9 protein-coding genes are annotated in these 13,410 nt (G+C 60.2%); 4 read left to right on the top strand and 5 right to left on the bottom strand.

The window, feature by feature from the left end; translation table 11 throughout:
- The 3 genes from WAW39_RS09400 to WAW39_RS09390 form a co-directional block, all read right to left on the bottom strand.
- Window positions 1-530, bottom strand: a 530-nt coding sequence (locus tag WAW39_RS09400) for a DUF6797 domain-containing protein (protein WP_422318099.1), incomplete at its 3' end; no start/stop codon positions are given.
- A gap of 259 nt (window positions 531-789) precedes the next feature.
- Window positions 790-2,019, bottom strand: a complete 1,230-nt coding sequence (locus WAW39_RS09395; protein WP_422318097.1) for a serine hydrolase domain-containing protein — start codon at window positions 2,017-2,019, stop codon at window positions 790-792.
- A gap of 55 nt (window positions 2,020-2,074) precedes the next feature.
- Window positions 2,075-2,605, bottom strand: coding sequence for an acyloxyacyl hydrolase (locus WAW39_RS09390; RefSeq protein WP_422318095.1), 531 nt, complete (start codon window positions 2,603-2,605; stop codon window positions 2,075-2,077).
- Window positions 2,606-2,758: 153 nt separating this feature from the next.
- Between WAW39_RS09390 and WAW39_RS09385 the strand changes: the two genes are divergently transcribed.
- The 4 genes from WAW39_RS09385 (at window position 2,759) to WAW39_RS09370 (ending at window position 10,062) form a co-directional block, all read left to right on the top strand.
- Window positions 2,759-3,835, top strand: a complete 1,077-nt coding sequence (locus WAW39_RS09385; protein ID WP_422318093.1) for a sugar kinase — start codon at window positions 2,759-2,761, stop codon at window positions 3,833-3,835.
- A gap of 198 nt (window positions 3,836-4,033) precedes the next feature.
- Window positions 4,034-5,230 carry a carboxynorspermidine decarboxylase gene (nspC, locus tag WAW39_RS09380; RefSeq protein ID WP_422318091.1) on the top strand — a complete coding sequence of 399 codons (1,197 nt, stop codon included), beginning with the start codon at window positions 4,034-4,036 and terminating at the stop codon, window positions 5,228-5,230.
- A gap of 517 nt (window positions 5,231-5,747) precedes the next feature.
- On the top strand, window positions 5,748-6,566 hold the full coding sequence (locus WAW39_RS09375; protein WP_422318089.1) for a 3-keto-disaccharide hydrolase: 819 nt from the start codon (window positions 5,748-5,750) through the stop codon (window positions 6,564-6,566).
- Between the two features lie 145 nt (window positions 6,567-6,711).
- The gene (locus tag WAW39_RS09370) at window positions 6,712-10,062 is read left to right on the top strand and encodes a PVC-type heme-binding CxxCH protein (protein WP_422318087.1); all 3,351 of its coding nucleotides are present in this window, start codon (window positions 6,712-6,714) and stop codon (window positions 10,060-10,062) included.
- A gap of 407 nt (window positions 10,063-10,469) precedes the next feature.
- Here the strand turns inward: WAW39_RS09370 and WAW39_RS09365 are convergent, their stop codons facing one another.
- Together WAW39_RS09365 and WAW39_RS09360 are read right to left on the bottom strand one after the other, a co-directional pair.
- Window positions 10,470-10,946 (bottom strand): glycine cleavage system protein H, encoded by a 477-nt coding sequence (locus WAW39_RS09365; protein WP_422318085.1) that lies wholly within the window; start codon window positions 10,944-10,946, stop codon window positions 10,470-10,472.
- A gap of 530 nt (window positions 10,947-11,476) precedes the next feature.
- Window positions 11,477-13,246 (bottom strand): ATP-binding cassette domain-containing protein, encoded by a 1,770-nt coding sequence (locus WAW39_RS09360; protein WP_422318083.1) that lies wholly within the window; start codon window positions 13,244-13,246, stop codon window positions 11,477-11,479.
- Window positions 13,247-13,410 lie beyond the last annotated feature (164 nt).

The raw sequence follows: 13,410 nt of genomic DNA, 5'->3' as shown, positions 1-13,410 counted from the left end.
TCCTTGAACTGCGATCCAGACACCGGCCCTCTCCCCACCTCCTCCGGACTCGCCGTCGGCTCACGCGGATCCACAAAGCTCGGCTTCTCTCCCACCTGCCACCCCGGATAAATCCCGTTCGCCAGCCACACCTTGCCAACCGGCTTCGGTAGATACTCCTGCCCGTCCTTCGTCTTCTGTCCCGCCACATGGTAGGACCCCGGCGCCAGCGCCTCCGCACTCACCGGCGGCTTCCCAGCCTCGCCTTCCCAGATGCACGCAATGCGCAGCAGATCCGTGTCAAAGCACGCCCACAAATTGTGCCCAAGATTCAAAACAATCCCACGCGGCGTCAGATTGTCCTTCGGAAAACCCTCACCCACCTCCCGCGCATCCAGCACACTGCTGAAAAACGGAAAATCCTTCTCCACAAAATCCCCCCATGGCGAAGGCGCAGCAGGCGCGTCCGCCACCTTGGGCTTCGCAGGTTTGTCCGCAGCGAGCGCGCAGGTGGCAAGAGACAGGAAGGCGAGAAACGAGCAAAACTTCATGGGAAACACACAACAGGCGTCGCGCGCCCGATCTGTCAATCATGTACGCCCTGCCAAAAGTACGATGGGCATTGCCGCCTCACTGCGTTCGCCCTGCGGGCAGCCTGCGGCTGGCTATCTGCGCTGCGCTCCGGTTCCTGCCCGTCGACCAGCGCTCACACAGTTCCCATCACCTAGGCCTAACCACAAACCGACCGACAACAGCGCCAGCAAAGCAGCCCAGTTGCGCCGCAACTGGAGCTCTCCGCCATCCCTCCGTCTATTCAATCCTCACCGCCGCACACACCATCTCAAGCACGCGGTTCAGCGAAGCCGCACCGCTGCCCTCCATAAACGCATTTCCCGGAATCGGCTGCCAGTTGTCGCGATCATGCTTCTGTTCCGGCTGCGGGATGCGCGTTAGCGTCGGATCATATTGCCCGTCCTTGCCGCCCAGCTTGTAAATCACCAGATCCAGCGACGGCACAATATACAAACAAAAACCACCCGCGCCCGATTTCCAAAACGCATCCTTCGGCGCACCCGCCACATGCCCATCCGCATTGTGTTCAAACTGCAGCGAGAACGGCGTGTGCGGATTGTACGGGCTCCACGTCTGGCACTTCTTGATGTAATCAGCCGGCACGATCTGCTGGTCCTTCCACTTGCCACCATGCGCCAGGCAGTAGCCCATGCGCACCGCATCCGTCGCATGCAGCGCCGTGCTGCCCGCGCCATTCGCGTGCGGCATCACGTAGTCACCACGGTGCAGGCAGTAGTCCCACGCACCCCAGCCCTGCGGCTTCGCCAGCCGTGTATCAATGTAATCCTTCAGCTCCATGCCCGTCACATGCCGCAGCACGATGCTCGCAATGTGCGGGGAAGGGGACGAGTACGAATACCCGGCCCCCGGATTCGTCCACAGCGGCACATTCAGCGATGACTTGTCCAGGTCCTTGATGTTCTGCCCCGGCACCGGCTTCAGCTGCTGTGCCTTCGGATCACCCTTCACATACCCCGTCGGCGTCTGCCCTTCGCCCCAGTAGCCACCCGTCATGCACAGCAGCTGCCCCAGCGTGATCTCCGCCTTGCGCGGATCATTCAGCGGAAAAGCTTCCGGCAGGTACTTCTCAGTAAACACCTTCGTATCCAGCCCCTCAGGGATTTTGTCCTTGAACTCATTCAGCATGATCCCGCACGCGATGCTGCAAAAAGCCTTCCCCGTGGAAGCCATGTCCGGATTGCTGTTGCGGCTCGCACGGCCAAAGTACTTCTCAAACACCAGATACCCCTTGTGCACCACCACGAGGCCCCCATTTCCCGTCGAGCGCTCCGTCATCGTATACGCCGGCTCCAGCTTCACCAGATCCATGCCGCCCAGTTCGCGGCATTCCTTCTCCCCCTTCGCTTCACGCCAGCCACCGTCGCTGTCAGGCGGCGGAAAATAAACATCAGCAGCGTGCAGAGATGCGGCGGCAAAAACAAGGGCGGTCAGAAGTCGAAAGCTCATGGTCCATCACCATGAAATGCCCCGCCTCATCTGGCCAGCTTCATTTTGCCCTCGCTCAAAAACTCCTGCGCACACCAATCAGCACACCCAGCGCATCCAGCCCCGGATTTGGATTCGTCTGCCCTCCATTGGACATGTGCTGAAACATCGCACTCGCATTCACCGACCACTTTTCGGTAAGCGTGTGCGAGATGCCGAGCTGGCTGTACCAGTTCAAAGTAAAGTCCTGCCCCTGGCCGCCGGGCGCACTCTGCGCATCGATCCAGCCCACCCCGCCACCTGCGGAACCAAAAATGTTCCACGTCGCACTCGGGTTCCACCATTCGATGACTCCTCCGCCTGAAAGCCCGAGGTAACGGTTCTCAGACCCCGTCTCGATGTAATTCGCCATCGCGGAAAACTTCTGCCTCACAACCAAGGCGGAGCCATTGCGAAAATGCAATCCAAACCACTCCGGCGTGCGCCAGGAAACGATGAAGGGGATGATGCGATAGTTAAAGGTGGTGTCTCCGCCGACCTTCCACAGCATGCCCGTCTCAAATTCAATGGCACCTTTGTCCCAAGGTTTGAGCTCCACAGGTATCATAGGGGTCTTGGAGAAGCCCGTTGTAGAGACCATCAGCGCGCAGGCAAGGCAGGAAAGAAATCGAATCATCCTCAAACCTAAGCCCTTCCCGGCACATTTTCCAGCGAGGAGTTATTTGCCACTGCCCCGTCGCGCTTCATATCTAGCCCCTCCATGCCCGCTCAACCTGCCTACGATCTCCTGTCCCTCGGTGAAGTCCTCCTGCGCCTCGATCCCGGTGAGGGACGCGTGCGCACCTCCCGCCAGTTCACCGCCTGGGAGGGCGGCGGCGAGTACAATGTGGCCCGTGGCGCCCGCCGCTGCTTCGGCCTCCGCTCTGGAATTCTGACCGCCTTTGCCGACAATGAAATCGGCCGCCTCATTGAAGACCTCATCCTCCAGGGCGGCGTGGACACCTCCCTCATCAAATGGGTGCCCTATGACGGCATGGGCAAGCGCGTCCGCAATCCCATCAACTTCACCGAGCGCGGCTTCGGCGTGCGCGGTGCCAAGGGCAGCGTCGATCGCGGCCACAGCGCCGCCTCACAGATCAAGCCTGGCGACTTCGATTTCGATCACCTCTTCGGCACCCTCGGCTGCAAATGGCTCCACACCGGCGGCATCTTCGCTGGCCTCTCCGAATCCACCGCCGAGATCACCATCCAGGCCTGTGAAGCCGCCAAAAAACACGGCGTCACCGTCAGCTACGATCTCAACTACCGCCCCTCATTGTGGCAGGAGCGCGGCGGCTTCGCCGGATCGCAGGCGCTGAACCGCCAGCTCGCCCCCTACGTCAATGTCATGATCGGCGTCCTCAGCGACGAGCCGCCCGTCTCCTCCTCCACGCCCACGGATCCCACCGACATCTTCGCCACCGAAGACGCCAAGCTCCGCCCCATGATGTTAAAGCTTGCCGCGCAGTATCCAAATCTTCACACCATCGCCGCCACCCTCCGCCGCGTGCACACCGCCAGTGTCAATGACTGGGGTGCCCTCTGCTGGCACAAAGGCAGCTTCCATCGCAGCCGCAACTACCCCCGCTTCGACATCCTCGACCGCATCGGCGCGGGCGACAGCTTCGTCGCTGGCCTCATCCACGGTCTCCTCGTGGAAAACGATGCCCAAAAAGCCGTCGACTACGGCGCTGCCCACGGCGCCCTCGCCATGACCACCCCCGGAGACACCAGCATGGCCACCTTCCCCGAAGTCCAAAAACTCGCCGAAGGCGGAGACGCCAAAGTGCAGCGCTAAGGAATTATAAGTAACTTGGAGTCCAATTCTGATTCGCGGCAATTCGCGGTTCTTCTTTCTTCATTCGCGTTAAAAAAAGTCGCTTCGCAAACCAAGCCATTCGCGCTTCAGAATCATTCGTCATTCTGCATTCGTCATTTTCGTCCCTTGCCTCTTCCTCCCATCGTTCCCTATTCCTCGCCCCAGCTCCTTCCCTGAATGGCCTCTACCTCTTTCACTCCTCCCCACGTTTATGAGCAGCCCTTTCCGGCCTTCGACATCAACGCCATCGAAACACCCGCCTATGTGGTGGATGTCGCGCTGCTGCGGAAGAACATGGAAAAGCTCGCCCATGTGCAGAGTGAATCCGGCGCCCGCGTGCTCCTCGCCCTGAAGGGGTTCTCCATGTTCAGCGTGTTCCCGATCATGCGGGAATACCTCAGCGGTTGCTGCGCCAGCGGCTTGAATGAAGCCCTGCTCGCCCAGGAATTCGGCAAGGAAGTCCACGTCTATTCCCCCGCCTTCAAACCGCAGGAGATGGAGCAGATCATCCCCATTTCGCATCACCTCAGCTTCAATTCCCTCGCACAGTTTCGGAAGTTCAAGCCCATGCTGGATGCCGCCAAAGCCGCCACCGGCCACGCGCCCAGCCCCGGCATCCGTGTGAACCCCGAGCACTCCGAAGTCGAAGTCTCCCTCTACGATCCCTGCTCCCCCGGCTGCCGCCTCGGCATTCGCTCAGACCTCCTCGAAGACGAAGACCTCACCGGCATCGAAGGCCTCCACTTCCACGCCCTCTGCGAACAGGACAGCGATGTCCTCGAGCGCACCGTCGTCGCCGTCGAACAACGCTTCCCCCGCCTGCTCAAACAGGTGCAGTGGGTCAACATGGGCGGCGGCCACCACATCACCCGCAAAGACTACGATGTGGACCTCCTCATCCGCGTGCTCCGCACCTTCCGCGAAAAGTGGGGCAAGGACGTTTACATCGAGCCCGGCGAAGCCGCAGGCCTCAACACCGGCTACCTCATCGCCGAAGTGCAGGACATCATCGAAGCCCCCACACCCACCGCCATCCTCGACATCTCCGCCACCGCCCACATGCCGGACACGCTCGAGATGCCCTATCGCCCCCACATCTTCGGCGCCGGCCTTCCCGGAGAGCACCCCTACGAGTACAAAATGGGCGGCACCTCCTGCCTTGCTGGCGATGTCCTCAGCGGCTTCTCCTTCCCCGAGCCCCTCCGCATCGGCCAGCGCCTCGTCTTCGCAGACATGGCACATTATACCATGGTGAAAACCACCACCTTCAACGGCGTCCCCCATCCCGACATCGCCATCTACGATCCCGCCACAAAGGAATACCGCGTCGTCCGCAAATTCGGCTACCCCGACTTCCGCAACAAGCTCTCGTAGAGCTGGATAAAAGTACTGCCGAGCCTTTAGCTCGCTCTGGAAACGCCGCACCTCCATCGCTCCGCAATCCACAGCACACGTATTGTAGTTCCGGCTTTAGCCGGTCTGCTCGCGTTACCCAGCGCCTGCTGAAGCAGGTGCTGTAAATTCTTCCGAAACTCATTCTCGGAAAGCGCGCGAGGAGATGCTCTCCAGCATGTCGTTTGGAAGGCAATGTAACATTCCATTGGCCGCAGAGGAGCAGGGTGACAAAGGGAGTAGAAAGTAAATTCCGTCTCTGCCACCTCTGCACCTTTGCCCCTCTGCGGCAAACCGAATGTCCCCAGGCTCGACCATGCCGGAATGAGTTTGGCGATGCGCTATGATAACGCCCGCTGGGCAGGCGAACCAAATTCAACCAAGAACAAAGAACCAGGAACTCCTTCCCGTCACAAAAGCACCAAGTTTGGCCTCAATCGTGTCTGCATCACACTGCATCACGCCGTAATGATACGCTCACCCCTGCCGTACTCACTTCATGCGCCTCCTTTCACTCCTCTCCGTGCTTTCGATCTGTTCCGCCGGCCTTCTGCCTGCCATCGAACCCGTCAAAGCAAAGATCAACCTGCTCGACGTCATCAAATCCGGCAACGTCGAGTACCACGTCAATCCCAAGGCCGACTTCCACGACGCCCCCAAGGACATCTGGGCCTTCGACAAGGACGGCACCTTCCACATCAGCGGCCGTGGCTACGGCTACGTCGCCACCAAGGAAAACTTCCGCGACTACCACCTCGTCCTCGAATTCAAGTGGGGCACCAAGACCTGGGGCAAACGCGAAAAAGCCGCCAAGGACAACGGCATCCTCCTCCACGCCTACGGCCCTCACGGCGCTTACTCCGACACCTGGATGGCCAGCATCGAGGCCCAGATCATCGAAGGCGGCGTCGGCGATATCCTCGTCCTCTCACCCAAACTCGCCGATGGCACCCAGCTGACGACCTCCCTCTCCGCTGAGTTCGCGCTTGATCGCGACAAGGAAAAAATCTGGAAGAAAGGCGAGCCTCGTCAAACCGTCACCGCAGGCCGCATCAATTGGAAACACCGCGATGTGGACTGGGCCGATAAAGTCGGCTTCCGCGGTCGCGAAGATGTCGAGTCACCCTCCGGTGAATGGAACCGCCTCGAAGTCATCGCCAAAGGCGACACACTCCAGTACTTCGTCAACGGTACAATGGTGAATGAAGCCTTCGACTGCAAACCCGCCGAAGGCAAAATCCTCCTGCAGACCGAAGGCGCGGAAATGCTCGTGCGCCGCTACGAACTCTCCCCTCTCGGCGAGTTCAAAGGAAAGTAACTATTCGGGAGCTTCAGCTCCCTCTGGAACGCCCGGAGCCTTCGCTTCGCCTCGCATCACAAAAGCACCAAGTTTCCCCTCAATCATGTCTGCATCATGTGGCCTCCGGCCGTAATGATACTCTCACCCTCGTCGTAATCACCTCATGCGCATCTTCTCACTCCTCCCTGTGTTTTTCGTGTGTTCCGCCGGCTTTCTATCTGCCATCGAACCCGTCAAAGCGAAGATCAACCTGCTCGACGTCATCAAATCCGGCAACGTCGAGTACCACGTCAATCCCAAGGCCGATTTCCACGACGCCCCCAAGGACATCTGGACCTTCGACAAGGATGGCACCTTCCACATCAGCGGCCGCGGCTATGGTTACGTCGCCACCAAGGAAAACTTCCGCGACTACCACCTCGTCCTCGAATTCAAGTGGGGCGCCAAAACCTGGGGCAAGCGCGAGAAAGCCGCCAAGGACAACGGCATCCTCCTCCATAGCTACGGTCCCCACGGCACCGTCGGCGACACCTGGATGGCCAGCATCGAGGCCCAGATCATCGAAGGCGGCGTCGGCGATATCCTCGTCCTCTCACCCAAACTCGCCGACGGCACCCAGCTGACGACCTCCCTCTCCGCTGAGTTCGCGCTCGATCGCGACAAGGAAAAAATCTGGAAGAAAGGCGAGCCCCGCCAGACCGTCACCGCAGGCCGCATCAATTGGAAACACCGCGATGTGGACTGGGCCGATAAAGTCGGCTTCCGCGGCCGCGAAGATGTCGAGTCCCCCTCCGGCGAATGGAACCGCCTCGAAGTCATCGCCAAAGGCGACACGCTGCAATACTTCGTCAACGGCGCGATGGTGAATGAAGCCTTCGACTGCAAGCCCGCCGAAGGCAAAATCCTCCTGCAAACCGAAGGCGCAGAAATGCTCGTGCGCCGTTACGAACTCTACCCTCTCGGCGAGTTCAAAGAAAAGTGGAGCGCCATCCAGGCCAGCGGCGGCAGCGACATCGGCGCCGTGCGCGATGGCCAGTCCAAAGCCCTCTCCCCCGAAGAATCCCTCAAGCGCATCCAGCTCGATGGCGACTACGAAGTGCAGCTCGTCGCCGCCGAACCCCTCGTCCTCGATCCCGTCGAATGCACCTGGGATGCCAAAGGCCGCATGTACGTCGCAGACATGCGCGACTACCCTCTCGGCCCGCCAAACCCCGGCGATCCCTGGCTCTCCCGCATCCAGCTCCTCACCGATGAAGATGGAGACGGCCGCATGGACAAGGCCGTCACCTTTGCCGATCACATGGACAACGTGCAGGGCCTCCTCCCTTACAATGGCGGCCTCATCGCCACCACCCGTTCGCAGATTCTCTTTCTCAAAGACACCGATGGCGATGGCAAGGCAGACGAGATCAAATCTCTCATCAAAGGCTTCAATCCTAAGCACGCCCAGCTTCAGGTCAGCGCCCCACGCTGGGGCCTTGACGGCTGCATTCACTTCAACAACGGCCTCGACGCCCGTGAGATCTATCCCGCCGACAACCCCACCGATGTCGTCAATATCCCCGGCAGCAATTTCAAATGGGACCCCCGCACCGACAAGATCACCCCCACCGGCGGAAAAGGCCAGTACGGCGGCGCCTTCGATGACTACGGCCACCACTTCTACTGCTCGAACCGCAATCCCCTCATGTTCACCGTCATGCCTTATGAGGCCATGCTGCGCAATCCCCACGCCGGCATCACGCAGAACTTCGAGGACATCGCCCCCTTCGGCGCAGACACCCGCGTCTTCCCGCTGCAGATCACCCACACCACTGCAGACGCGCATGCCGGTACAAACACCGCTTGTTCCGGTCTGGGAGTCTATCGTGGCCTGCTCATGCCCGAGCTCAAAAACAACGTCTTCGTCCCAGATCCCACAGGCCAGCTCGTCACCCGTTACAAGATCACTCCCAACGGCGCATCCCTCAAAGCCACCCGTGTCGGCGATCGCACCGAATTCTTCCGCAGCAGCGATGAATGGTCCCGTCCCGTGAATTTCACCACCGGCCCCGACGGTGCCATCTACATCTGCGACATCTACCGCCGCTGGATCGACCACGCCCGCTTCTTCCCCGAAGAGTTCGTCAAAACCCACGACATGCGCCAGGGCGAAAACGAAGGCCGCATCTGGCGTGTCGTGCCAAAGGGCACCAAAAAACTCGTCACCAAAACTCCCGGCAAATACCACGCCATTCCCGAAGTCGGCTGGGGCGATGTCCCAGCCGAGCACGCCGAACGCGTCGCCTTCCTCAAAGCTCAGACCATCACCGATGCCAAGGAACTCAGCGCTCTCATCGCAAAGTATCCCGAAGATCCATGGATGGCCAAGATGGTCGCCTCCTCCGCCAGCAAGCAGATGGGCCGCATCCTCAGCTCCCTCGGCGATGACTTCTTCAAAACCTTCTCCGAAATCCGCAGCACCACCATCCGCACCTTTACCTTGGGTGCCATCGCCGATGCTGAAGCAGAAGACGTGACCGCTCTCCTCTCCCTCCTCCAAAAAGAACCCGGCAAACTCCTCTGGTGGAAGCCCGCCTTGCTGCAAGGCCTCGCCAAGCTTCCCAAAGGTCACGAAGACGCCGCCAAAGAAATCGCCACCCTGCAGTCCGAGATCGACGCAATCATCGCCGACAACAAAGCTCCTCTCGACCAACGCCTCGCCGTCATGCCCCTTCTCGGCCAGCGCAAATGGGACGCCGTCCAGCCCGTCGTGAAGACCCTTCTTACCACCAGCCAGCCACCGGAGCTCTCGCTCGCCGCGCTGGCTTTGCTGCGGAAATACCCCGCCACCACCACCTCGCCTCTCATCTATGAACTCCTGCCCAAGGCCGGACCCGCATTGAAGCGCGATCTCGTCCCCGTCCTCACCGCCAACGCCACCACCGCGCTCGATTTGTTCAAGCGCATGGAGAAAGGCGAATTCCCCACCGCCTGGGTCGATGTCGAAACCCGCTGGCGCTACCAGCGCGGCACCGGCGAGATGCCCGAGCTTGCCAAGAAGCTCTTCGGCGAAGCCAGCAGTGATCGCGCGAAAGTCGTGCAGGACTACATGGTCGCCACCACCCTGAAAGGGAACGCCAAAAAAGGTCAGCAGGTCTTCGCCACCATCTGCATCACCTGCCACAAGCACGGCTCCCTCGGCGTCGATGTTGGCCCGCCCCTCTCCGACGTCAAAGTGAAGCCCCCGGAAGGCCTCCTCTCAGACATTCTCGATCCCAATCGCATGTTTGAAGCCCGCTGGAGCGCCTACACCGTCGAGACCAAAGACGGACGCACCCTCTCCGGCCTCATCCAAAGCGAAACCGGCGACGGCATCGTCCTCGCCATGATGGGCGGTGCCAAAGAAACCATCGCCCGTACCGCCATCAAGGAAATGAAATCCCTTGATCACACCCTCATGCCCGTCGGCCTCGAAGCCGCCATCACCAAAGAGCAAATGGCCGACCTCCTCGCCTTCCTCCTCGGAAAATAGAGGGCAGGGGAGTCCTTGCTTCATCAAGACGGCATAGAAGCAGCGCAACAGCCTTCATTTTTGGACTGCGGTCGCGCAGCGAGGAACGAGCGCAGCTACCGCTTTCCGCAGGCCGGACAGCACACGCATTCCACGAAACCATCGAAAGGGAAGCTTCTACAGTCGCATGCCCAAGAAGCCACGCTTTGTGTCTGCGCGGATGGATTGAAGTACGATAGACACTCCTGTCGGTCGATCAGCGCTGCCCAATCACCCCAGACCGACGGACCATGTCCATCGCACGTAACAGAGTCTTCTGAATGGCTGCGTCAGAATTTAAAAGGCTCCAGAGCGCCTGCCTCCAGCAAACCGCGTAGCGGTGTGGCAAACCGTTCTCTGCACTCAATGCATGCTTTCAATCCCCTCCCTCACTCCCCATCCACCCCCTCTTCCCCATGCCCCTCCTCCGCCATCCTCTGAATCGTCCCGCTTAGCAGCTCAATATACCCGTTCACATCCATGCTCTCCGCCTCCGGTTCGCCACGCACGCTATACAGCCACCCTTGCTCATACGGATCGCTCCTCACAATGCACGCATCTACCTTGAGCTCCGGATTCCCACCCGCAAACGCGCCGTTCATCACGCAATAAACATCCGAAGCCGCCTTGAAGCCCTCCACCCAGCCAATGTTGTCGCCAGGGGCCACAGGACCACCTTCAGCAGGCTTCCACTCACAGTCCACCAGCTCACCCAGCATCCGCGTCGCAAACTTCGTGAACCCCACACGCCACAGATTCGTCTCCCCCTCCACCGGAGCCATCCAGTAGTGCGAGCGCGAGTATCGAAAAGTATCAGGGAAACGGGCGGAAAACCGGGCGTGCTTGAAGCGAACAAAATTGAGCATGAAGAAAAGGGGAGGGGAGTAAGAATCGGAGGTCAGGATGGCCGCGCCGTCAAGCTTGCTGCGCAATCAAGCGGTCAAAGCACGTCGCCGAAGTGAAAATCGTCTTCGTCCTCCTACTCGAACTCGTCCTCGATTCTTGCACCTCGCCACACCCAGAACATCCACGTCAAGCCAGGCACGTATTGGAGTCCCTCCTGTGTAGGCGGTCCGGTACGCCCATGACCGCCCATCACGCCCTTCGCCACCGCTCCGCCACACACCAGTCCCAACGGGACTGCGCAACATAGCGAAGGGTTGCCGAGCCTGGCGAGGCTACCTTGGTACCCGCCATCAAACCGGGGAAGCAAACCCACCGCCCCGCCACATCCAACGCCCACCAGCAGCGTCTGCAAAGAGTCCCGCCACGTCAGACCGTGCCGCCAGATCCAAAACCCACAAGCAATCCCAATCCCTCACCTGAATGCCATTCAGGCAAGGATCTCACCTGAAGCCTCAAACACGATTCTTCACCTCCTGCCAACTGCGCCGCCTCACGCCCTCCGCTTCAAGCCCACATACGCCATCACCACGCCCACGAGGAAATGCACCCCGAGCATGCTCATCGCGATATCAGGTGTCGCAAACCAGGTCTTCACCAGTTTGTCGATAGGCTCAAAATAGGCTGTCTTCTCCAGCGAATCGATGATGCCCGACCACCCATAATGCGCCGTGATGAAAGGATGCACCACATGCCCCAGAATCTTGGGGAAGCCCAGCAGTGCACCGCAGAGCAGGACGTTCGCACACAGCAGCGTGAGTGACACACTGTGTGCACGCTCCTTGCTGTCGGAGTTGGCGGAGATCCCCAGACAGAGGGCGGCAAAAGCGGCACCCGAGAGGGCGGGCAGCATCAGCTTGGCCATCCCCGTGCCCGGCAGCACGCCGGAGCCGGAAACGATGTCCAAAAACATCTCCATCCAGATGCTTTGCACCAGAATGATGGGCAGCATGAAGAGCAGGGAACCGATCAGCCATGCGGAGGGTGCCACGCCACCGATGCGCTCGCGTTCATAAATCGCACGTCGTCCGGCGATCTCGCGTGCGCCGAGGCGCAGCGCCATGAACATCACCAGCAGGATCTGAATAAGCACGATCATCGACACCGCATGCGCCGCCGGCCAGACCACTTCAATAGCGGTGCTGCCACCGCGCATTTCCTTGAGCCCTTTTAAATTGGGCAGCAGCAGCAAAGCCGCGACGGCAGGCCCGCCCACCAGCAACGAGGCATGCACGATCCATTCGCGTGGGCTGCGACGCAGCAGCGACCAGCGGCGTTTCACCAAATGCTGTGCCTGGCTGAAGATGCCCGGCAGAGGAATGATCGGCCTCACCTCGGCTTCCTCAGGCTTTTTGACCTCCTCTTCATCCTCGCCGCCCTTCTGCTTCATGATGATCGTGCGGTCCTCATCACCCGGATCTTCCTCGGCCGCAGAGAGCTTTTCCGCCACGCCACTCCCCAGCTTGAACGCCGCATAGTACGCATCGCGGTGCTTCATCCAGGAGTCACCCCAGCGCTGCGCAGGGCGCTTCGCCAGACGTGCATAAACTTCATCATAGGTCGGCACCGTGAAGTAGTGCGGCACGGCGCGTGCAGGACCGTGGAAAGCCACGTAGCCCTCATGCATCACCACCACCGTGTCATACGCCCCCAGATTCGCCAGCGAGTCCGTCGCATGAATCACGATGCGGTCAGGCCGGTCCGAGGCCACCAGTCTCAGCAGCGCCTCAAACTCACGCTCACTGCGCACATCCATTCCCACGGTGAAATCATCACACAGCACGATTACCGGGTCCGCCACCAGCGCCAGGCCGAGCTTCAGCCGTCTCCTATGCGGCAGCGCCAGCGCGGAGGTTCGCTCCGTCGCGATGTTCTCCAGACCCACCGTCACCAGCACATGCGAGACACGGGACAGCACCTCATCCCGATTCCGTCCCGCCCCGCGCAGCATCGCCGCGCTGATCAGGTTTTCACGCACCGTCAGGTGCTCAATCAAGTTATCGTCTCCCGCCGGCACCCAGCCCAGCTGATTGGCATACAGCGGCTGCTTGATCAGATCCCGCTTTCCGAAAGTGATCGTCCCAGCCTCCGGCTCCGTCAATCCCGCCAGGATGCGCAGCAGCGTCGTCTTCCCACTGCCCGAAGGCCCGATCAGTGCCAGCACATGCCCGCCCGGAGCCATGAAACTGACCTGTTCCAGCACGCGGAGAGGTTCTTTGCCTTTTCCGGGAACAACATGGGAGAGATTGTTGATTTCGAGCATAATCCCGATCTAACCCGGTCTGGCAGAAAGCGCAAAGTTCAAAATTCTGCCTTCCCTTCGTCCGCCAACGCTTTATTCCTCCGCAACCATGGCCTCCATCCTCCAAGTCCACCCTGCCGACGACGCCATCGTCGCCCTTTCCGATCTCTCCGCCGGCACAGCCC

This window comes from Prosthecobacter sp., assembly GCF_049294395.1.
In the GTDB taxonomy this organism is placed as follows: domain Bacteria; phylum Verrucomicrobiota; class Verrucomicrobiia; order Verrucomicrobiales; family Verrucomicrobiaceae; genus Prosthecobacter.
Note: the sequence above shows the minus strand (reverse complement) of the source record. Positions and strands in the feature narration are given on the sequence as shown.